The sequence below is a fragment of the Aminipila luticellarii genome (assembly GCF_004103735.1).
Lineage (GTDB): Bacteria > Bacillota > Clostridia > Peptostreptococcales > Anaerovoracaceae > Aminipila > Aminipila luticellarii.
Genome location: NZ_CP035281.1, coordinates 2119998 through 2141378, shown reverse-complemented (window position 1 = coordinate 2141378; position 21381 = coordinate 2119998). Strand labels below are relative to the sequence as shown.

The following is a 21381-nucleotide window of genomic DNA, read 5'->3' as shown; positions in this document are numbered from 1 at the left end:
GATTCTGAGCCTTATTTTATAAAGAAATTTGTAAAATTTTGGGCATTCAGATATATAATCTACGAATAAACTTGTGCATCTGGGAAAGAATACCCTCGTGCACAAGTTTAAAGTGTTTAAAGAAAGGAGAAAATAATGCCTACTATTAACCAATTAGTACGTGAAGGCAGAAAATCTGCAGTTAAGAAGTCCAATTCACCAGCATTGTTAAAAGGTTTAAACTCCATTAAGAGAGTTCCTACAGATATTGCTGCTCCTCAGAAGAGAGGCGTTTGTACTTCCGTAAAGACTGTAACACCTAAAAAGCCTAACTCAGCGCTTAGAAAGGTTGCCAGAGTACGTTTGACAAATGGTATCGAAGTAACAGCTTACATTCCTGGTATAGGTCATAATCTTCAGGAACACAGTGTGGTACTGATCAGAGGCGGAAGAGTAAAAGACCTTCCGGGTGTAAGATATCATATCGTTAGAGGAACTCTTGACACTGCCGGTGTGAACAACAGATTACAGGCTCGTTCAAAGTACGGTGCAAAGAGACCAAAAGCTGCAAAAAAATAAGAATCGGATCATAGAGGCCATGATATAGATGTTAATAGTATGTAATTATTTTTAAATATATATCAAGTGCGCCACGGCATTCAGAGGCTGAGCCTTATGTAATGTCGAGTACCGACAAAGCAAAGCTGTCATGCCTGTGCTTTTGGGTATGAACAGAGTAACTTTTTGCGAAAATTTTGATGTAAAAAGCGAAGATTAGTTAGCAGCTGACATATAAAAAAACAAAAAATCAGCTGCGCGGAGAATTTTATAGGATGCGGTAATGCAGAACATAAAATTATCAAGCAAGGAGGGAAGAGAAGTGCCAAGAAAAGGTAATACACCAAAGAGAGAAGTACTTCCGGATCCGGTTTACGGAAACTTAGTTGTTGCGAAATTGATCAACAGCATTATGTTAGACGGTAAGAAGGGTGTTGCTCAGACAATCGTTTACAAAGCGTTCGATATGATCAAGCAGCAGACCGGCGAAGAACCGATTGAAGTATTCGAGAAGGCTATGAATAATATTATGCCAGTTGTAGAAGTTAAAGCGAGAAGAGTTGGCGGTGCCAACTACCAGGTTCCGGTCGAAGTCAGAGCCGAAAGACGTCAGACGCTGGGCTTAAGATGGCTTACAAAGTACACAAGAGCCAGAGGCGAAAAGACCATGTGTGAAAGACTGGCGAAGGAACTGATGGATGCAGCTAACAATACTGGCGGTTCAGTAAAGAAGAAGGAAGATACACATAAGATGGCAGAAGCTAATAAGGCTTTCGCACATTACAGATGGTAATTCCCGATAAAAAATTTTAGAAAGAATAGCAGAAGGGAGGGTTATTATGCCTAGAGCTTTTTCGTTAGAAAATACAAGAAATATTGGTATTATGGCGCATATTGACGCTGGTAAGACCACTACAACAGAAAGAATTTTGTTCTATACAGGAAGAACGCATAAGATTGGGGAAACTCATGAAGGCGCGGCAACAATGGACTGGATGGAACAGGAACAGGAACGTGGTATCACAATAACCTCTGCTGCTACTACAGCACAATGGAAGGGTCATAGAATTAACATAATCGACACACCGGGACATGTGGACTTTACAGTTGAAGTAGAGAGATCTCTAAGAGTTCTCGACGGAGCTGTAACAGTACTTTGCGCTAAGGGCGGGGTAGAACCACAGTCTGAAACGGTTTGGAGACAGGCTGATAAGTATGGAGTTCCTAGAATGATCTTTGTCAATAAGATGGACATTTTAGGAGCAAACTTCTACAGAGTTGTCGGCATGGTTAAAGATAGATTGAAGGCGAACGCAGTTCCTATTCAGTTGCCTATCGGTGTTGAAGATAGTTTCATTGGAATTATCGACTTAGTAGAAATGAAAGCAGAGATATATAAGGATGATTTAGGTAAGGAATTCGATATTACAGATATTCCGGAAAATATGATGGATACAGCAACGGAGTGGAGAGAAAAGATGATCGAAGCTGTTGCTGAATGTGATGAAGATCTTACTATGAAATTCTTAGAGGGTGAAGAACTGACCAAGAAAGAAATCAAGGATACCATCAGAAAAGCAACGATTTCTGGTGAGATGGTTCCTGTAACTTGCGGTTCCGCATACCGAAACAAGGGGGTCCAGATGATGCTGGATGCCGTTGTGGACTATATGCCGTCACCTCTTGATATTCCACCTATTAAAGGAACCATTCCTGGAACGGAGGAAGAAGATGAAAGACCGGCTGATGACAATGCGCCATTTGCAGCGTTAGCATTTAAGATCATGGCAGACCCGTTTGTCGGCAAGCTTGCATTTTTCAGAGTATATTCAGGTACGGTCACATCCGGATCTTATGTATATAACTCCACAAAGGGCAAAAAGGAAAGAATCGGAAGAATTCTTCAGATGCACGCAAATAAGCGACAGGAAATCGATCAGGTTTACTCCGGAGATATTGCGGCAGCAGTAGGCTTCAAGGATACGACAACAGGAGATACGATTTGTGATGAAAAGCACGAAATCATTCTGGAATCCATGGAATTCCCGGATCCTGTTATCGAAATTGCCATTGAGCCTAAAACAAAGGCAGGACAGGAAAAGATGGGTATCGCTTTAGCAAAGCTTGCTGAAGAAGATCCTACCTTTAAGACTTATACAAATGCAGAAACGGGTCAGACCATTATCGCCGGTATGGGTGAGCTTCATCTTGAAATCATTGTAGACAGACTTTTGAGAGAATTTAAGGTAGAAGCTAACGTTGGTAAGCCTCAGGTTTCCTACAAAGAGACTATTACACAGCTTGCTGATGTGGATCACAAGTATGCGAAGCAGTCTGGTGGTCGTGGTCAGTACGGTCATGTTAAGATCAGAATTTATCCGAGAGAACCGGGTGAAGGCTTCGAATTCAAGAACGCAATCGTCGGTGGTGCCATTCCGAAGGAATACATCCCTAAGATTGAAGAAGGTGTTAAAGAAGCTATGCAGACCGGTCCTATTGCAGGATACAACGTTGTTGACGTTGGTGTTGAGCTTTATGACGGTTCATACCATGAAGTGGACTCTTCTGAAATGGCATTTAAGATTGCAGCTTCCATGGCATTTAGAGAAGCTTGCAAAAAAGCTAAACCAGTACTTCTTGAACCAATCTTTAAGGTTGAGGTTACTGTTCCTGAGGAATACATGGGAGATGTAATCGGTGATATCAGTTCAAGAAGAGGCAGAATCGAAGGTTCTGATATGAACGCCGGTGCAGTTGCAGTAAGAGGTTTTGTTCCTCTGTCAGAAATGTTTGGTTATGCAACAGACCTTCGTTCAAAAACTCAGGGTCGAGGTGTATATGTTATGCAGATGGACCACTTCGAAAAATTGCCGGACAGCTTAATTGAAAAGATTAACAAATAAGTTTAGATTTGTATAAAGGAGAATATAAAAATGGCAAAGCAGAAATTTGAGAGAACAAAGCCACACGTAAATATCGGAACAATCGGTCACGTAGACCACGGTAAGACGACACTTACAGCAGCAATAACCAAGACATTGAACCAGAGATATGGATTAGGTCAGAAGGTCGACTTTGACATGATCGATAAGGCACCGGAAGAAAGAGAAAGAGGAATCACGATTTCAACAGCGCACGTTGAATATGAGACACCGAACAGACACTACGCGCACGTAGACTGTCCGGGCCATGCTGACTATGTAAAGAACATGATCACAGGAGCAGCTCAGATGGACGGAGCGATTCTGGTAGTAGCAGCAACAGACGGACCAATGCCGCAGACAAGAGAACACATCCTGTTATCCAGACAGGTAGGCGTACCATATATCATCGTATTCTTAAACAAATGCGACATGGTAGATGACGAAGAATTATTAGACTTAGTAGAAATGGAAGTAAGAGAACTTCTTGACGAATATGAATTTCCGGGAGATGACACACCGATCATCAGAGGATCCGCATTAGGAGCCTTAGAAGATCCGGCAGGTCCATGGGGAGATAAGATCATCGAACTGTTCGAAGCAGTAGATACGTATATCCCAGAACCGGAAAGAGATAACAGCAAGCCGTTCATCATGCCGGTAGAGGACGTATTCTCCATCACAGGCCGAGGAACAGTAGCAACAGGAAGAGTAGAAAGAGGAACGTTAAAGGTAGGAGATGAAGTAGAAATCATCGGAATGACCGAAGAGAGAAGAAAAGTAGTGGTAACGGGAATCGAAATGTTCAGAAAGCTGTTAGATCAGGCAGAGACCGGAGATAACATCGGAGCATTGTTAAGAGGCGTACAGAGAAATGAAATCGAAAGAGGACAGGTACTGTGTGCACCGGGAACGATTCATCCGCATACAAAGTTCACGTCACAGGTATACGTATTAAAGAAGGAAGAAGGCGGAAGACATACGCCATTCTTTAACGGATACAGACCACAGTTCTATTTCAGAACAACAGACGTAACAGGAGATCTGCAGTTACCGGAAGGAACAGAGATGTGTATGCCGGGAGATAACATCCAGATGACGATCACATTGATCACACCGATCGCAATCGAAGAAGGCTTACGATTTGCCATCAGAGAAGGCGGAAGAACAGTAGGTTCTGGCGTAGTTGCTTCTATTATCGAATAATTAAACAGTTGAAAAACGAATGATAAAAAGGCGGTTTCATGCGAAACCGCCTTTTTAAATCGAGTAGGTGCATTTTAAAAACATTTATGGTAAAATAAAATCTGTGGTATTGATTTGTTGCAGCGTGCAAGGAGGATTTGTATGAAAATAATGATCGCATCAGACATACATGGCTCATCTTATTATTGTGAGAAGATGATAGAAGCTTATAAGGAAGAAAATGCAGAGAAGCTGTTACTTCTTGGAGATCTTCTTTATCATGGCCCCCGAAATGATTTACCCAGAGACTATGAGCCTAAAAAGGTGATTAAAATGCTTAATAAAATGAGCAAGGATATTTTATGTGTCAGGGGAAACTGTGAGGCAGAAGTAGATCAGATGGTTCTGAATTTTCCGGTATTGGCGGATTACTGCATTTTATATGTGGGTTCCCGGATGATGTTCGCCACCCACGGGCACCAATTTAATCCTGAAAATCTGCCGCCGCTCCATAAGGGGGACATTCTTTTAAATGGGCATACCCATGTACCGAAATGTGTGGGATATGGGGAAGCGGGACGGATTGATTATATCTACATGAATCCGGGTTCTGTTTCCATACCCAAGGAGAATAGCCCTGAGAGCTACATTATAGTGGAAAACAATACCTTTACATGGAAGGATTTTAAGGGAAATGCTTACATGGAATATAATATAAAATGCTGCTGTTAACATTCGGTTTCACGCCTTTGGTATAATGGGCAGAATGTACAACAGAAAATGGAGGATTAAAGAATGAAGAACTTAAATAAATATCTGGACGTTGCGCGGGAAGTAGAAAAGGCACTGGAAGCAGGTAAGCCTGTTGTGGCTCTGGAATCGACCATCATTTCTCATGGAATGCCGTATCCGCAGAATGTGGAAACAGCACTTCAAGTAGAAAAGATTATCCGTGACCACGGTGCAGTTCCGGCTACCATCGCCATTATAAAGGGCAGACTCAAAGTAGGAATTTCTCCCGAAGAAATAGATTATCTGGGCAAGAAGGGTCTGGACGTAATCAAGGCCAGCAGAAGAGATGTTCCGGTTCTGGTAGCCGCTAAGGAGGATGGTGCGACTACAGTTGCAACGACTATGATTTTGGCTGCTATGGCAGGAGTGAAGGTGTTTGCCACAGGAGGAATCGGAGGCGTTCACCGGGGGGCTGAGGTTACCATGGATATTTCAGCCGACCTTGAAGAATTGGGTATGACTCCGGTCATGGTCGTATGCGCAGGTGCCAAGTCTATTTTGGATTTAGGCCTTACCCTTGAGTATCTGGAGACAAAGGGCGTGCCTGTTATCGGCTATCAGACGAAAATGCTTCCGGCATTTTATACCAGAGACAGTGCGTTCAAGGTGGATTACCGTATGGATACACCAAAGGAGATCGCAGATGCCTGGGTGGCAAAGCTGGAGCTTGATTTGAAGGGTGGAATGCTGGTAACCAATCCTATTCCGGAGGAATACGCCATGGATTCTGCTTATATTAACAAGTGCATAGAAGAAGCCGTGGAAGAGGCAAAGGAAAAGGGCATAAAAGGAAAAGAAACCACCCCATTCTTACTGGCTAAGATCAAGGACATTACGGGCGGGGAAAGCCTCGACGCCAACATACAGCTGGTATTTAACAACGCAAAGCTTGCGGCACAGATCGCATGTGAAATGTGTAAATAATCCAAGAAAAAGGAACCGTATTCTTATGCGGTTCCTTTTGACTTAATGGACATGTTCTCGGTCAAGGCTGAATCCCCGCCCTTTTACTTCATTAATACTGCTGATGGTAATGAATGCGTAGGGATCAATTTTTTGAACGATGGCGTTCACACTATATACTTTTCTGCTGGTGGTAACACATAAGACGGCCATTTGGGGAGTCTGTGTCATGGCGGTTTCCATAGAAATCAAGGAAACGCCTAAATTTAAATCGTAAAGAAGGGTATCTCGGATTTTGCTGTATTCCTTTGAAATAATAAATAATTGAGAGCGCTGTGTGCCGGAGAGGATCACCTTATTGACAATAAAGCTGGTGAGAATCGTGAACAGGATTCCATATAGAATCTGCTCTGTGCTGGAAAAGCCCGTCTGGGTCAGCAGGATACAGGTATCAAAGGTATATAAAGACAGAGCGACCGGGATATGAAATTTCTTATTTAAAATAAGCGGAGGGATGTCCATGCCCCCTGTTGAGGCGCCCATTCTCAGGATCAATCCCATTCCGACACCTAAAAGGATTCCGCCCAGGATGGTAGAAAGTAATATATCGTCCGTAAGGGCGGACAGGGCTTTAAACGATAAAAAGATACTGATAAATAGCGGGTAAAGAAAGGTACTCAGTATGGTGGTCAGTGCAAATTTTTTACCCAGAAAAAAGAATCCTAAAAAGAACAGGGCTATGTTTAAACAGGTCAAAGCAACGGAAAGGTTGAGTCCCAGATAATGTTCCAGAGTAAGGGATAAACCTGTTGCTCCGCCCATGATGATTCCGTGGGGACGGATAAAGCAAGCCACTGAAAAAGCCAGAATAAGGTTTGCACCTACAATAATTAAAGAAGTTGAAATAAGCTGTTGATATTTTTTCATTCTAAACAAATCTCCTTACAGTATAAATGACTTCCGATCTATTCTGATCCGGCGCAGAAAGCACCAGTTCTTATCATACCACAAAATTATACATAATATTACCTTTTTTTAGAAAAATTTACCTTATTTAAAACAATACCTGAAATGGTGAATATGGAAGAGGATTTTTAACGTTTTTCAGATGGGTCTGGAAAAGGAAAGGTAAATTGTGATATAATATAACTCATAGGATATTATAAAAAGCTGCCATGAAAATACAACTGAATGGGAGCTCATCGCCTCACAGAGGCTTTTTTTATTCAAGCAGAAGTAGTGGTACAGCCACTTTTTTACAGGAGAAGAGATGGATTATTTAAAAGGATTGAACGATAAGCAGCGTGAAGCTGCCTTACATAAAGACGGCCCTTTATTGATACTCGCCGGTGCGGGCAGCGGGAAGACCAGCACCATGACGCGAAGAATTGCCTATTTGATCAAGGAGGAAGGTGTATCTCCGTACAGCATATTTGCCGTAACCTTTACCAACAAAGCAGCGAAGGAAATGCGGGATCGGGTGGAAAGCCTGATTGGAGAAGGTCTGAACATGTGGATATTGACCTTCCATTCCGCCTGCCTTCGGATTCTGCGCAGACATGCGGAGCTTTTAGGATATATGAACGGTTTTGTCGTATATGATCCGACAGATCAAAAAACGGTCATTAAGAGCTGCATCAAAGCGGCCAACATCGATGATAAAAAATACACGCCGGCTTATGTCTTGAGCGTTATCAGTGATAATAAGGAAAAGGCGGTGACTCCGCAGGAATTTATGAGACTCAATGAAGGGGACTTTAAGGGAAAGATTCTGGCACAGCTTTACAGTGAATACTGCAAGACCTTAAAGAAAAATAATGCCATGGATTTTGATGATCTCATTGTGAATACCGTCCGATTGTTTGAAGAAAATGAAGAGGTCTTAGCCCATTATCAGAATCGGTTCAAATACATTATGGTGGATGAATATCAGGATACAAACTATATGCAGTATCGCTTCATTAAGCTTCTGGCAGAAGCACACAATAATATTTGTGTGGTCGGAGACGATGACCAGTGCATCTATCAATGGCGCGGAGCAGACATTACCAATATTTTGGACTTTGAGAAGGATTTTAAGAATACCAAGGTCATCAAGCTGGAGCAGAATTACCGCTCCTATGGAAATATACTGGCTGCGGCTCACAGTGTAGTGGAACGAAATATGCAAAGAAAGCATAAGAAGCTGTGGACGGATAAGGAACCGGGAGAAAAAGTGACTTATTACAGGGCAGATGATGAGAAGGATGAGGCCAGATATATCGCTCAGGAGATCGACCGGCTTAAAACAGGAGAGAGGCAGTATAAGGACTTTGCTATTTTATACAGAACCAACGCTCAGTCCCGAAACTTTGAAGAGGCTCTGTCTTCCCGGGAAATTCCCTACAGAGTTCTAGGCGGGCTTCGGTATTATGACCGAAAAGAAATCAAGGACATCATGTCCTATATGCGACTGGTGCAGAACCCTTCGGATGACGTATCCTTTGTGCGCATCATCAATGAACCGAAGAGGGGAATCGGAGAAAAAACCGTAGAAAAGCTGAGAACACTGGCGGAAGTACGCGGAGAAAACCTGTTTGAGACTCTTAAGGATGAGGAAGTGGTTATGGGACTGCCCTCAAAGGCTGTGGACAGCGTGCGCAGGATGGTGGATACAATTCTGAAATACAGTGAAGAAAAGGATAACTTGAGGGTATCGGATATCTATGACGGCCTTCTTGTGAACACCGGCTATTTAAAGGCACTGGAAGATGCAAAAACCGTAGAAGCGGAAGGGCGAATCGAAAATATTATGGAATTCAAATCCGTTATCTATGACTATGAAAAAGAAGATCCGCAATTATCTCTGTCGGACTTTATGGAAAAGATTGCGCTGGTCGCGGAGGTAGATAATCACGATGAAAATGAAAATGCAGTGGTTCTGATGACTATGCACAGTGCTAAGGGATTGGAATTTCCTGTTGTATTTCTGCCCGGCATGGAGGATGGTCTGTTCCCGGGGTGGAGAGCTTTGGAAAAGCCCACCGGGCTTGAAGAGGAGAGAAGGCTTTGCTATGTAGGCATGACCAGAGCAAAGGAGCGTTTGTTCATGACCAGTGCGCAGATGCGTACATTATATGGTAAGACAGAATATACCAGAGAATCTCAGTTTATGAGAGAAATTGATAAAAAGCTTCTGGCGGGAGACGGAGTGTATGAGAAGAAACCGTCTGGCTTTGGAGGCGGTGCCGGAAGCAGCTTCGGCAACAGCTGGGGCGGCGGATCCGGTTTCGGCGGTACGGCAGCGCAAAAAGCACCGGCTTCCAGAATAGGCAGCAGTTGGGGAGGCTCCATGTCAGCCGGAGGAAACGACGGGTTCGCCAAAACCAATCCCGCTATGCCCTTTGATCCGCTGGCAGCCGCTAAACGAGATTCAAAGCAGAGTGCGGCCGATAAAAACCAGGACTTCCAGCCGGGGGATCGTGTAAACCATGCAAAATTCGGAGAGGGTATGGTTATTTCCGCAGATGGAAAGACTATTAGTGTCATGTTCGATTCTGCGGGCCTTAAAAAGCTTGCCAAGGACATTGCACCGATTAAAAAAATATAGATATAAGGGGAAAGAAGATGGAAAGTCCGGTTGAAAGCAGTATGGATTCAAAAGTAGAGGAGATGAAAGAAAAAATTGCACGCCTAAATAAGGCGGCGAAGGCTTACTATCAGGAGAGCCGGGAAATCATGCCGAATATAGAGTATGACAGGCTGTATGATGAGCTGGAGGCACTGGAAGCCGAGACTGGCGTGACCTTAGCGAGCAGTCCTACGGTGAATGTAGGGTATGAGGTATTGAGTGATCTGCCCAAGGAAGCCCATGCTTCCAGAATGCTGTCTCTCGACAAGACGAAAGAGGTGGATACCTTAGGCACTTTTTTGGGTGATAAGACGGGCGTGCTTTCGTGGAAGCTGGATGGGCTGACTATCGTGCTCACCTATGAAGCCGGGAAAATGGCAAAAGCCGTTACCAGAGGAAACGGAGAAATCGGAGAGGTCATAACAAACAATGCCAAAGTGTTTGCCAATATACCCGTCAGCATACCGTTTAAAGGAAAGCTGGTTCTCCGAGGGGAAGCGATCATCTCCTATTCGGAGTTTGAAAAAATCAATGCACAGATCAGTGACGCGGGCGCGAAATATAAAAACCCCAGAAATCTATGCAGCGGCAGTGTCAGACAATTAAATAACCAGATTACAAGGGAAAGGAATGTACAGTTTTTTGCTTTCTCATTGGTTCAGGCAGAGGATGCTCCGGGAAATCCCATTTCAGACAAGCTGTCTGAGAAAGCTCCATGGACAAATTCCAGAAAAGAGCAGTTCGACTGGTTGAAGCTTCAAGGGTTTGATGTGGTACAGCACAGGCTGACTACGGCAGAGACGATCCATCAGGATGTGGAATGGTTTGCGTCGCATATTGGAAACAACGATTTCCCATCGGATGGATTAGTATTGTTAATAGACGATATACAATATGGCGAAAGCCTTGGAAATACAGCAAAATTTCCAAGAAATTCGCTGGCATTTAAATGGCGTGACGAACTGAAAGAGACCACCTTGCAGAAGATTGAATGGAGTGCTTCCAGAACCGGTCTCATCAATCCGGTAGCGATCTTTGATCCGGTGGAGCTGGAGGGAACCACCGTCAGTCGTGCCAGTGTGCACAATATCAGTATCATGCGCCAGCTGGAGCTTGGGAAAGGGGATACCATAGAGGTTTATAAAGCCAATATGATCATTCCGCAGATTGCGGAAAACCTGACTCGAAGCGGCATTGACGACCTTCCGGAAACATGCCCTGTGTGCGGAGAGCCTACCTCCGTAAAGAACGACAATGGAGTAGAGGTTCTTTTTTGCACGAATGCAGAATGTCTGGCGAAACAGATTAAATCGTTCACGCACTTTGTCAGCCGTGACGCGATGAATATAGAGGGTCTTTCAGAGGCGACTATTGAGAAACTAATTGCAAAAGGATTGATCAAGGAACTGGCCGATGTATTTCATGTGGAGCAATTCAAATCTGAAATTGTTGAGATGGAAGGCTTTGGTGAAAAATCTTTTAACAACCTAGTCTCTTCTGTTAAAAAGGCCAGTGTGACAACGCCTGTACGGCTTCTTTACAGCTTGGGAATTCCAAACATCGGCGTGGCAAATGCGAAGAATATCTGTCGGTGCTGCGGGCATGACTGGGAAAGACTTCAGAAGCTGTCCATAGAAGAACTGATGGAGATGGATGGAATCGGCGGTATTATGGCGGAGGCTTATGTCAAGTTCTTTGCAGATGAGAAGAAACAGAAAATCATTCAAGATATATTGAAGGAAATTACTTTTGAGGACGTCCCTCTCCATGCGGAGGAAGAACAAGTTTTGAGCGGTATGGTTTTTGTCATTACGGGGACCTTGAACCATTTTGAGAATCGGGATGCATTGAAAGCGTGGATTGAAAGCAAGGGCGGAAAAGTGACCGGATCGGTTACTTCCAAAACAAGTTATTTGATCAATAATGATGCTTTGTCCGGTTCGTCTAAAAATAAAAAGGCGAAAGAGCTGGGAATTGAAATAATAACCGAAGAAGAATTTATGGAAAAATACGAGGTGAAAGGAAATGCTTAAAGTCGGAAAATTGGACAGTGATCTGCTTAAAAAAATAGTGTTTGAAAAGATAACCTATAAAAGTCCGGAGGTTCTGACACGGCCGGGAATCGGAGAAGATTGCGCTGTAGTCGATTTTGGGGAGTACGAATGTGTGCTGTCTACGGATCCCATTACGGCAGCCGTCAACGAAATAGGCCGGCTTGCCATACACATTACTTGCAACGACATTGCGTCCAACGGCATCCAGCCTTTAGGAATCCTGCTGGCGGTAATGCTGCCGGTAGGCACAACAGAGGAGGACATCAGCCTGATGATGGAGCAGGCTGGGCAGACCGCAGAAGAGCTGGGAGTAGAAATCATAGGCGGTCACACAGAAATCACCTCCGCCGTCAACACGCCGGTCATCGTGTCCACAGCTATCGGAAAGGCTGAAAAGGGAAAGTCTCAGCAGGCAAAGGAGATGAAGCCCGGGGATTTCATTATGATGACGAAATCGGCCGGAATGGAAGGGACGGGCATTATTGCTTCTGATTTCGGGGAGCAGCTGAAGGAATTTTGCACGGAAGCAGAAATAGAGGAAGCAAAAAGCCTTTTAAATAAAGTAAGCGTGGTAAAAGAGGGGGTAATAGCTGGGAAAGTAGGGACCTCAGGCATGCACGACATTACAGAAGGAGGCGTCCTTGGAGCAGTTTGGGAGATGTGCCAGATTTCGGGAACCGGATGTGAGCTTTGGGCGGATAAAATTCCGGTGAAGAAAGTCACGAAAAAAATTTGCAGTCATTTTGGAATAAATTATTTGAGGTTGATTTCCAGCGGATGTATGCTGATTATTGTGCCGCCGTCCCATAAAAATCAACTGGAAGAGGCTGTGCAGGAAGTCGGGATTTCTATAAGCTGTATTGGCCGGATTAAGGAAAAAGCTTGCGGAATCTTATGCCGTGATGGTGAAAATGAAAAATTGTGCGAAATATTTCCGCCCGAAAGCGACGAATTATATAAAGTTGTAGGCAGGTAATGTCGATATATTATAATAGCAGATAAAATGAGGGGGGAAATGACATGAGTTATACATCAGGAACAAACTATCGAAACATAAAGAGTTTTTCGGGAGGACGGGGCATAGTCAGTCGACTGAAAAGTTCTTCTGTAACCAGATACAGCAATAAGAACACGGCGGTAACCTCATCCCAAACGGCATCTTCTTCCGGTACGAGCAATGCCGCATTGACGGTTCAGCTTAAAACCTACAGTAAAATCGCGCAGAGCAGCACTCAGGGCATTCAGAAAAGCGGAGAACGGCTGACAGCCACAGGAGACAGCTCCTTATTTGCCGGTGCAGAAAAGCTTGGGAGTACAAAAACAGTGGTCAGTGAAGCAACCGACTTTGTGAATCATTATAACAATATGCTTTCCAGTATCTCCAAGCTGGGCGGTTCGGAAAACAAAAAGTTTGCGTCCCAATTAAAGCAGTATGCGCAGGATAACCAGGACGCTCTGAAAAGTGTGGGAATAACCGTACTTACGGACGGAAGTCTGACGATGAATAAAAATGAAATGAAAGAAGCTTCTTTAGAAGATCTGAAAAAGGTGTTTAACGGAGAAGATTCTTTTGCAGATAAAGTAACGAATTTAAGTTCGGACATTGAAAAAAATGTACAGGAAAAGTTGAAGGAAAATCTGATTACCTTGGGAGCCAGTTCAAATACTGCTTCTTCGGGGAATTATTTCAATCTTTTTGTATAGTGACGGCAATGCCGCTGACTTAATAGGAGAACAAACTGAGCCAAGAGCAGCCCGCTCTTGGCTCATAATTTTCCGTTGACTTTACAAAACAAAGCTTGTATACTATATAAGTATGAATTGCCTTTTAAAAGCTCCGTCTGATCAGGTTAGGGTCCTGCGCAATAAGACTCTGTGAACCTTGTCAGGTCCGGAAGGAAGCAGCAATAAGTGGAAGCTCTTATGTGCCGCAGACAAGCCTTCTCCAAAGTCGGCGGAGCTTTTAAAGGGCATTTTTCTTTTTATTATATAGGAAATTAGGAAATATCGTTTGCGATATGACGGAAGAGGGGAAATGAAAGTATGTATACCGCATTATATAGAGCGTATCGCCCTGAAACCTTCGATACAGTCTTAGGACAAGAACACATTGTAAAAATTTTAAAAAATCAGATCGCTAATGATGCCACAGGCCATGCGTATCTGTTCTGCGGAACCAGAGGAACGGGTAAAACCACTACGGCAAGACTCCTGGCAAAGGGTGTGAACTGTACATCAGAAAATATTCGGCCTTGCGGGGTCTGTGATAACTGTAAGGCCATAAAAGAAGGCACCTTTATGGATGTTATTGAAATTGACGCCGCTTCTAACAACGGTGTGGACAACATCCGTGAATTAAAGGAAAGCGTAAAATATCCTCCGGCCATCGGAAGGAAAAAAGTTTATATTATCGATGAAGTGCATATGCTGTCGTCGGGAGCTTTTAATGCTCTGCTGAAAACGTTAGAAGAACCGCCGGAAAATGTCATGTTCATATTGGCTACCACAGAACCCCAGAAGCTTCCGGCTACTATTCTCTCAAGATGTCTGAGATTAGATTTCAGGCGGGTGCCGGAGACCGTCTTAAAATCCGGAATGAAAAACATCTGCAAGACCATGGGCATCCATATTGATGACGGGGCACTGGCTCTTGTGGCGGCTAATGCAGACGGTTCGGTCCGGGATGGATTGAGTATACTGGATCAGTGCTTGTCTGCAGGCTCTAAAGACATTTCAAGAGAAGATGTCTTGGAGATACTGGGGACTGCCGGAGAAGAAGTGTTTTTGGAAATCACAGATGCTGTGATACGGCATAATGTGGCAGAAGCCTTACTGCTGCTGGATCGGGTATTGGCAGACGGAAAAGATGTCCGGCAGTTTATGAAAGACTGGGTGACACACTATAGAAATCTGTTGATCACCAAATTTGTGAACCATGCAGAGGATATGCTGAACATGTCCTGTGAAAATTTGGACAGAATCTGCGGCCAGAGCCAGAGGCTGGATGTGATGGAAATCAATAATGGCATCATCGAGCTTTCCAAAACCATGGCAGACGCAAAGTGGTCTACTCAGCCCAGAGTCCTGTTGGAGCTATGTATTGTCAAAATGGCTACGGGAATGCTGCAAAAAACAGTCTATACGCAGCCGGCTCAGCAGGAGGCACCACCCCAAGTATTGAGAACCGCAGGGGCAAGTGTGGGCAAAAGCGTAGCGCCTGCGGCGTCCGCCAGACTGGGGCTGAATGTTGCCGGTGAAACCGGCGGGCCTTCTCAAGCTGAAACCGCAGAAGAAAATGCAGCTGCGGCAGGTATGGATACTTCTGCAGAGGTGGATAAGGATGCCCTATGGCACTCTATTTTTGAGGAAGGGGAAGCTTCCAGTGCGAGCTTTAATCTGATCCGAACAGGAACGGATCTTATAGAGATTCATTCAAAACATTTTGTGGTAATGGCGTCCAGTTCTACGATTGCAAGCTATGTAGAGAAGAAAAAGAAAGTACTGGAGGACATTATGGCAGAACATACGGGCGTTCGCAGAGAATTGACCTGCAAGATAAAGGGAGAGACCAGCGGAAAGCCGGATGGAATGGATATAGAAAGTATAAAGAAAAATGCGGAGAATGCCTTGGGCATTCACATTGAATTAGTATAGTTTATAGGAGGAAAACAAATGGGAAAAGGTATGAGAGCCGGGAAAAAGCCTAGTACAGGCGGCGGCATGGGCGGTAATATGCAGAAACAGCTTCAGCAGATGCAGGCTATGCAGAGAAAAATGGAAGAAACGCAGGAAGAAATCGAAAAAATGGAAGCGACAGCCACAGCAGGCGGCGGGGCTGTTACAGTTACTGTCAGCGGTGCAAAGCAGGTTACCAATATTGCGTTAAAGCCGGAGGTCGTGGACCCGGATGACGTGGAGATGCTTCAGGATTTAATTATGGTTGCGGTAAACGAGGCCTTGAGACAGATGGAAGAAATCTCTCAGAATGAAATGGGAAAAATCACCGGGGGATTGAATATTCCTGGACTAATGTAATAAAAGATTGGATGCCAAATACATGAAATATTATGCAAAACCGTTAAATAAGCTGATTAATGAGCTCTCTAAGCTGCAAGGGATAGGGAATAAGACCGCTCAAAGACTTGCCTTCAATATTCTTGCTATGGAGGACAAAGAGGCTCTTGCCATTGCTCAGGCCATTATTGACGCAAAGACGAACATGAAATATTGTTCTGTCTGCGGGAACCTGACAGATACGGATCCCTGCGCCATTTGTTCCGACCCGGGCAGGGATCAAAGCGTTATCTGTGTGGTAGAAAGTCCTAAGGAAGTAGCCGCTATGGAAAGAATCAGAGAATTCAAAGGACTTTACCATGTGCTGAACGGAGCCATTTCTCCGCTGGAGGGCATCGGTCCGGAGGATATTAACCTGAAATCTCTCATTAAGCGGCTTCAAGAGAACGACGATGTACATGAAATTATTTTGGCAACAAACCCCAATATTGAGGGGGAGGCTACCGCTATGTATATTGCCAGATTAATTAAGCCGTCCGGTATAACCGTGTCTCGAATTGCACACGGCATCCCTGTAGGCGGAGATTTAGAATATACGGATGAGGTAACGCTTTCCAAAGCTATGGAGGGACGCAGAAACTTGTAATTAAAAGTGCAGGTTTCTTTTTTTTGCCTGTTTGATCAGGTAGGCATACCGGGCTTTTTCGGCCAGAATATCATAAGTGGCATAGTCTATCAGATCGTTGTCCGTCAGTTCATTGAACATGGATTCTGAACAGGCAATCTTATTGTGTACTTCTTTTAGATTTGAGATAATCCGCTGATTTTCGTCAGGCGGCTCCGGTACGCCCGTAAGCTTCTTATAAAATTTTCCGGCATTATCAACCAGTCCGCTGAATTGAATCATATGTATTTTTCCTTTCTCTGATTTATTAATTAATTCTATTTTGTTCCTGTCTGACATATTCTATACAAAACATTACAAAGGATGTGAGAAAAATATGGACACAGGAATGGAAGTGATTATATTTCTAGCTTATGCAGCAGGGCTGCTGATTATATTTCTTTTAGCGAGATTTTTTGCATTTTCGGGCAGATTTTTATTAAAAATAGTCATAAATAGCTTTTGCGGCGGCATCGTATTGATTGTCATCAATCTAATCGGAACCGGATTTGGAATCCATTTGCCGGTCAATATCTGTACGGGCTTTGGAATTGGTACGTTAGGCGTTCCGGGTATCGTTCTCCTTTATCTGATAAGCGGGTAAGATCAGAAACCGCGGTCACAGGCAGAGCATAAGTTTTCTTGAAGATTATCCATAGGAAAAAACTATGGTATGATTAGTTTGCTATATCCCATTCAAAAAATAAATTGAAATGGGATATTTTTTTATGGAAAGGTTTTTAGAAGCAGCCGTCTGATGTGGAAGACAATTGTTTGTGAATGTTCACTATCAATTCTATTGATTTTGTTGATATTCACAAATAAGTACGCTGAGTTCGACAAGAAAAGAACAAGGTAAAAGTAATAAATGCTTGAAAATAAGTAGTTTATAAATGTTTCTTGTATATTGTATTATTTTTTGTACATGTTGACATTTACGCCGATATAGGATAAAGTAAATACATTAGCAAAAATGATATGTTTAAAAATAGATACAAAAATAATAACTATTTTGCTGGCATAGATGAATTTAAATAATGGATTACATAAAAGGTTTAATAAGTCGCAGATCAGACTTAGTGATAGGAGGGCAAGATGACACAGAGTAGAATGAGAACGATGGATGGCAACACCGCAGCAGCGCATGTATCTTATGCATTTACTGAGGTCGCAGCGATCTATCCCATAACGCCGTCATCAACGATGGGCGAAGTCGTTGACGAATGGGCTGCTTATGGCAGAAAAAATATTTTTGGACAGCCTGTAAAGGTAGCGGAGATGCAGTCAGAAGCCGGAGCAGCGGGAACGGTTCACGGATCCCTTGCGGCGGGAGCTTTAACCACTACATATACAGCATCTCAGGGATTGCTGTTAATGATTCCAAATATGTATAAGATAGCAGGAGAGCTGCTGCCGGGCGTATTCCATGTGGCGGCGAGAACCGTTGCAACACATGCCCTGTGTATTTTTGGAGATCATTCGGATGTAATGGCTACGAGGCAGACCGGTTTTGCCATGCTTGCTTCCGGTTCCGTGCAGGAAGTCATGGACTTAGGAGGAATTGCACACCTTGCTTCCATTAAGTCCCGTGTTCCTTTTCTTCATTTTTTTGACGGATTCAGGACTTCCCATGAGATTCAGAAGATTGAGGTCATCGGATATGAGGACTTCAAGAAACTGGTAGACTGGAAAGCCATACAGGAGTTCAGAGACAGAGCATTAAATCCTGAGCATCCGGTGATCAGAGGAACAGCTCAGAATCCGGATATATTCTTTCAGGCGAGGGAATCTGCAAACAAATTCTACGAGGCGGTTCCGGAGATTGTTGTGGAATATATGGATGAAATCAGCAAGTTGACGGGAAGAAGCTACAAGCCGTTTGACTATGTGGGTGCTCCCGATGCGGAGATCATCATCGTGGCCATGGGATCCGTCTGCGAGACCATAGAGGAGACGATGAATAAGCTGATTCTGGAAGGACACCGGGTTGGCTTGATCAAGGTAAGATTATATCGGCCGTTTGTTAAAAAATACTTTATGGACGTACTTCCAAAGACTGTTGAAAGAATAGCTGTGCTTGACAGAACAAAAGAACCGGGAGCACTGGGAGAACCTTTGTATCAAGATATAAAGACCATGTTATACGGTGAAAAAAATGCTCCGGAAGTATACGGCGGACGATATGGTCTGGGTTCAAAAGACACGACACCGGGCATGGTTCACGCCATATATGATAATCTGTATCATAAAAAGCCAAAAGACCACTTCACCATCGGTATTGAAGATGATGTGACAGGAAATTCACTTCCTTATACAGAGGGAATTGCAAGAGAACCGGAAGGAACCATTAAATGTAAGTTCTGGGGACTTGGCTCGGACGGTACAGTAGGCGCAAATAAGACCGCTATTAAAATTATCGGAGATAAGACCAACTTATACGCACAGGGATATTTTGCATACGATTCAAAAAAATCCGGCGGTGTGACGATTTCTCATTTAAGATTTGGAGAACATCCAATACAATCCACTTACCTGATCAATCAGGCCGATTTTGTTGCCTGCCACAATCAGGCTTATCTAAGGCAGTACGATATGCTGAAAGACCTGAAAAAGGGCGGCACCTTCTTATTGAACTGCTTATGGGAGGATGAAAAGGAAGTAGAAGAACATCTTCCTGCCAAGATCAAGAGAGAGCTGGCAAAGAAGAAGATCAACTTTTATGTTATAGACGCCTGGAAATATGCGGAGGAGATTGGTCTTGGCAGCAGAATCAACATGATCATGCAGGCTGCATTCTTTAAACTGACCAATGTTATTCCAATGGAACAGGCTACAGAATATCTGAAAGAAGGCATTGAAAAGACCTATAAGAAAAAAGGCCAGAGCATTGTTGAAATGAACTGGAAGGCTGTAGACGCCGGCATTATCGGTATTAAAAAAATAACGGTGCCTGAAGAATGGAGCAATGCGGAGGATCCGAAAGGAAAAGCAGAAATACTGCCGGAATTCATAGAAGAAGTATTGATTCCTATGAACAGGCAAGAAGGAGAGGATCTTCCTGTCAGCACATTTAAGGGACGAGAAGACGGTACTTTCCCTTCGGGAACCAGCGCATATGAGAAGCGCGGAGTGGCCATTCATCTTCCGGAGTGGAATAAGGAAGTTTGTATTCAGTGCAATCAATGTTCTTTCGTATGTCCGCATGCGGCGATCCGTCCGGTACTTCTTTCCGAAGAAGAAAAAGAAAAAGCACCGGATTCTTTTGAAACCGTTCCGGCAATCGGGAAAGGCATGGAAGGATATCATTTCAGAATGCAGCTTTCCGCATTAGACTGTATGGGCTGCGGAAACTGTGCAGATATTTGTCCTGCTAAGCAGAAGGCATTGGTCATGAAAGACTATGCCGAAGTAGTAAAAGAGGCCGAAAATTGGAAGTACGGTAAGGATATACCGGTAAAGGACAAATTGGCAGACAAGGATACGGTCAAGGGCAGTCAATTCGCAAAGCCATATATTGAATACTCAGGAGCCTGTGCAGGCTGCGGAGAAACTCCATACATAAAGCTGGTAACCCAGCTTTACGGCGACAGAATGCTGATCGCTAATGCGACGGGATGTTCTTCCATTTGGGGAGCATCCGCACCATCCATGCCTTATTGCAAGGATGAAAACGGCAGAGGTCCGGCTTGGGCGAACTCCTTGTTTGAGGATAATGCAGAATACGGATACGGCATGCTGCTGGCATCCAAGCAGATGCGTGAAAAAATTGAACATACGATGAGAACGCTGATCGAACTGGATATTCCGGAAGATCTGAAAGAAGCCATCGAAGAATGGCTGGAATATAAAGAGGACGGGGAAGAGTCCAGAGCCAAGAGCGATAAGGTCATGCAGTGCATCCGGAATCTGAACACCTCCGACGAGGTCATCAAGATGCTGTGCCAGAAGATTGCAGACAATAAAGATTATCTGGTGAAGAAATCTGTTTGGGCTCTTGGAGGAGACGGCTGGGCGTATGATATTGGATATGGCGGTCTGGATCACGTACTGGCTTCCGGAGAAAATATCAATGTCCTAGTATTTGATACAGAGGTTTACTCCAATACCGGCGGACAGGCATCCAAAGCTACTCCGGCAGCAGCGGTGGCTAAATTTGCAGCAGCAGGAAAGAGAATTAAAAAAAAGGATTTGGGTATGATGGCTATGTCCTATGGCTATGTATATGTGGCTCAGGTAGGCATGGGTGCGGATAAGGCACAGCTCCTGAAAGCCATAAGGGAGGCAGAGGCTTATGACGGACCATCCTTAATTATAGCTTATTCCCCTTGCATCAATCATGGATTGAAAAAGGGCATGGGCAAATCGCAGGAAAACATTAAGGATGCAGTAGAAGCCGGATATTGGCACCTATACCGATTTAACCCGGACTTGAAGAAGCAGGGTAAAAATCCGTTTATTCTGGATTCCAAAGCACCAACGGCAAGCTTCAAAGACTTCATTATGGGACAGATGAGATATTCTTCCCTGACCAGAGAATTCCCGGACATAGCCGACAAGCTGTTCGATATGACGGAGGAATATGCAAAAGAAAGGTATGAAGGCTATAAAAAGCTGGCTGAACAAAAGTAAACAATTCTAAAATAGATAGAAACTTCAACAAAAACAGGTAAATTGTGTATTTTAATTTGCCTGTTTTTTTTA

17 protein-coding genes and 1 other RNA gene are annotated in these 21381 nt (G+C 43.8%); 16 read left to right on the top strand and 2 right to left on the bottom strand.

The features are described 5' to 3' along the window. Window positions 1–135 precede the first annotated feature (135 nt). The 6 genes from rpsL to EQM06_RS09945 all read left to right on the top strand — a co-directional run bounded on the left by rpsL (window position 136) and on the right by EQM06_RS09945 (window position 6359). Window positions 136–558 (top strand): 30S ribosomal protein S12, encoded by a 423-nt coding sequence (rpsL, locus tag EQM06_RS09970; protein ID WP_128746296.1) that lies wholly within the window; start codon window positions 136–138, stop codon window positions 556–558. Between the two features lie 301 nt (window positions 559–859). Then, window positions 860–1330 (top strand): 30S ribosomal protein S7, encoded by a 471-nt coding sequence (rpsG, locus tag EQM06_RS09965; protein ID WP_128746295.1) that lies wholly within the window; start codon window positions 860–862, stop codon window positions 1328–1330. 46 nt (window positions 1331–1376) lie between these two features. Next, a complete protein-coding gene (gene fusA / locus EQM06_RS09960; RefSeq protein WP_128746294.1) occupies window positions 1377–3440 on the top strand; it encodes an elongation factor G in 2064 nt (687 codons plus the stop codon). A gap of 30 nt (window positions 3441–3470) precedes the next feature. Next, window positions 3471–4664 carry an elongation factor Tu gene (tuf, locus tag EQM06_RS09955; RefSeq protein ID WP_128746293.1) on the top strand — a complete coding sequence of 398 codons (1194 nt, stop codon included), beginning with the start codon at window positions 3471–3473 and terminating at the stop codon, window positions 4662–4664. 141 nt (window positions 4665–4805) lie between these two features. Then, a complete protein-coding gene (gene yfcE, locus EQM06_RS09950) occupies window positions 4806–5375 on the top strand; it encodes a phosphodiesterase (protein ID WP_128746292.1) in 570 nt (189 codons plus the stop codon). A 63-nt stretch (window positions 5376–5438) separates the two neighbouring features. Next, window positions 5439–6359 (top strand): pseudouridine-5'-phosphate glycosidase, encoded by a 921-nt coding sequence (locus tag EQM06_RS09945; RefSeq protein ID WP_128746291.1) that lies wholly within the window; start codon window positions 5439–5441, stop codon window positions 6357–6359. Between the two features lie 42 nt (window positions 6360–6401). Here EQM06_RS09945 and EQM06_RS09940 read toward each other — a convergent pair whose 3' ends face one another. Next, the gene (locus EQM06_RS09940; protein ID WP_128746290.1) at window positions 6402–7265 is read right to left on the bottom strand and encodes a YitT family protein; all 864 of its coding nucleotides are present in this window, start codon (window positions 7263–7265) and stop codon (window positions 6402–6404) included. Between the two features lie 343 nt (window positions 7266–7608). Between EQM06_RS09940 and EQM06_RS09935 the strand changes: the two genes are divergently transcribed. The 8 genes from EQM06_RS09935 (at window position 7609) to recR (ending at window position 16662) form a co-directional block, all read left to right on the top strand. After that, window positions 7609–9927 (top strand): ATP-dependent helicase, encoded by a 2319-nt coding sequence (locus EQM06_RS09935; protein ID WP_128746289.1) that lies wholly within the window; start codon window positions 7609–7611, stop codon window positions 9925–9927. Between the two features lie 17 nt (window positions 9928–9944). Continuing rightward, a complete protein-coding gene (gene ligA, locus EQM06_RS09930; protein WP_330548325.1) occupies window positions 9945–11981 on the top strand; it encodes an NAD-dependent DNA ligase LigA in 2037 nt (678 codons plus the stop codon). After that, complete coding sequence (locus EQM06_RS09925) at window positions 11974–12978, top strand: AIR synthase family protein (protein ID WP_128746288.1); 1005 nt, start codon at window positions 11974–11976, stop codon at window positions 12976–12978. Before ligA ends, EQM06_RS09925 begins: the two co-directional genes overlap by 8 nt. 44 nt (window positions 12979–13022) lie before the next feature. Further along, window positions 13023–13706 (top strand): hypothetical protein, encoded by a 684-nt coding sequence (locus tag EQM06_RS09920; protein WP_128746287.1) that lies wholly within the window; start codon window positions 13023–13025, stop codon window positions 13704–13706. 79 nt (window positions 13707–13785) lie between these two features. After that, window positions 13786–13995: signal recognition particle sRNA large type (gene ffs, locus EQM06_RS09915), an RNA gene on the top strand. A 50-nt stretch (window positions 13996–14045) separates the two neighbouring features. Then, window positions 14046–15656 carry a DNA polymerase III subunit gamma/tau gene (gene dnaX, locus EQM06_RS09910; RefSeq protein ID WP_128746286.1) on the top strand — a complete coding sequence of 537 codons (1611 nt, stop codon included), beginning with the start codon at window positions 14046–14048 and terminating at the stop codon, window positions 15654–15656. Between the two features lie 18 nt (window positions 15657–15674). Further along, window positions 15675–16037: a YbaB/EbfC family nucleoid-associated protein gene (locus tag EQM06_RS09905; protein WP_128746285.1), complete on the top strand. Its 363-nt coding sequence runs from the start codon at window positions 15675–15677 to the stop codon at window positions 16035–16037. A 22-nt stretch (window positions 16038–16059) separates the two neighbouring features. Beyond that, entirely contained in the window at window positions 16060–16662 is a 603-nt protein-coding gene (gene recR / locus EQM06_RS09900) for a recombination mediator RecR (RefSeq protein ID WP_128746284.1), read from the top strand. Here the strand turns inward: recR and EQM06_RS09895 are convergent, their stop codons facing one another. Next, window positions 16663–16923, bottom strand: coding sequence for a DUF2508 family protein (locus EQM06_RS09895; protein WP_205666547.1), 261 nt, complete (start codon window positions 16921–16923; stop codon window positions 16663–16665). Between the two features lie 94 nt (window positions 16924–17017). Here EQM06_RS09895 and EQM06_RS09890 point away from each other — a divergent pair, with 94 nt between their 5' ends. Continuing rightward, a complete protein-coding gene (locus tag EQM06_RS09890; RefSeq protein ID WP_128746282.1) occupies window positions 17018–17284 on the top strand; it encodes a pro-sigmaK processing inhibitor BofA family protein in 267 nt (88 codons plus the stop codon). 491 nt (window positions 17285–17775) lie between these two features. After that, window positions 17776–21309, top strand: a complete 3534-nt coding sequence (nifJ, locus tag EQM06_RS09885; protein WP_128746281.1) for a pyruvate:ferredoxin (flavodoxin) oxidoreductase — start codon at window positions 17776–17778, stop codon at window positions 21307–21309. Window positions 21310–21381 lie beyond the last annotated feature (72 nt).

Excerpts from the sequence above, each read along its gene's own strand:
- dnaX (WP_128746286.1), top strand. The coding sequence starts at position 14,046 with ATGTATACCGCATTATATAGAGCGTATCGCCCTGAAACCTTCGATACA.
- fusA (WP_128746294.1), top strand. The coding sequence starts at position 1,377 with ATGCCTAGAGCTTTTTCGTTAGAAAATACAAGAAATATTGGTATTATG.
- EQM06_RS09920 (WP_128746287.1), top strand. The coding sequence starts at position 13,023 with ATGAGTTATACATCAGGAACAAACTATCGAAACATAAAGAGTTTTTCG.
- EQM06_RS09895 (WP_205666547.1), bottom strand. The coding sequence starts at position 16,923 with ATGATTCAATTCAGCGGACTGGTTGATAATGCCGGAAAATTTTATAAG.
- EQM06_RS09905 (WP_128746285.1), top strand. The coding sequence starts at position 15,675 with ATGGGAAAAGGTATGAGAGCCGGGAAAAAGCCTAGTACAGGCGGCGGC.
- tuf (WP_128746293.1), top strand. The coding sequence starts at position 3,471 with ATGGCAAAGCAGAAATTTGAGAGAACAAAGCCACACGTAAATATCGGA.
- EQM06_RS09925 (WP_128746288.1), top strand. The coding sequence starts at position 11,974 with ATGCTTAAAGTCGGAAAATTGGACAGTGATCTGCTTAAAAAAATAGTG.
- ligA (WP_330548325.1), top strand. The coding sequence starts at position 9,945 with ATGGAAAGTCCGGTTGAAAGCAGTATGGATTCAAAAGTAGAGGAGATG.
- recR (WP_128746284.1), top strand. The coding sequence starts at position 16,060 with ATGAAATATTATGCAAAACCGTTAAATAAGCTGATTAATGAGCTCTCT.
- yfcE (WP_128746292.1), top strand. The coding sequence starts at position 4,806 with ATGAAAATAATGATCGCATCAGACATACATGGCTCATCTTATTATTGT.
- EQM06_RS09945 (WP_128746291.1), top strand. The coding sequence starts at position 5,439 with ATGAAGAACTTAAATAAATATCTGGACGTTGCGCGGGAAGTAGAAAAG.
- EQM06_RS09940 (WP_128746290.1), bottom strand. The coding sequence starts at position 7,265 with ATGAAAAAATATCAACAGCTTATTTCAACTTCTTTAATTATTGTAGGT.
- EQM06_RS09890 (WP_128746282.1), top strand. The coding sequence starts at position 17,018 with ATGGACACAGGAATGGAAGTGATTATATTTCTAGCTTATGCAGCAGGG.
- rpsL (WP_128746296.1), top strand. The coding sequence starts at position 136 with ATGCCTACTATTAACCAATTAGTACGTGAAGGCAGAAAATCTGCAGTT.
- EQM06_RS09935 (WP_128746289.1), top strand. The coding sequence starts at position 7,609 with ATGGATTATTTAAAAGGATTGAACGATAAGCAGCGTGAAGCTGCCTTA.
- nifJ (WP_128746281.1), top strand. The coding sequence starts at position 17,776 with ATGACACAGAGTAGAATGAGAACGATGGATGGCAACACCGCAGCAGCG.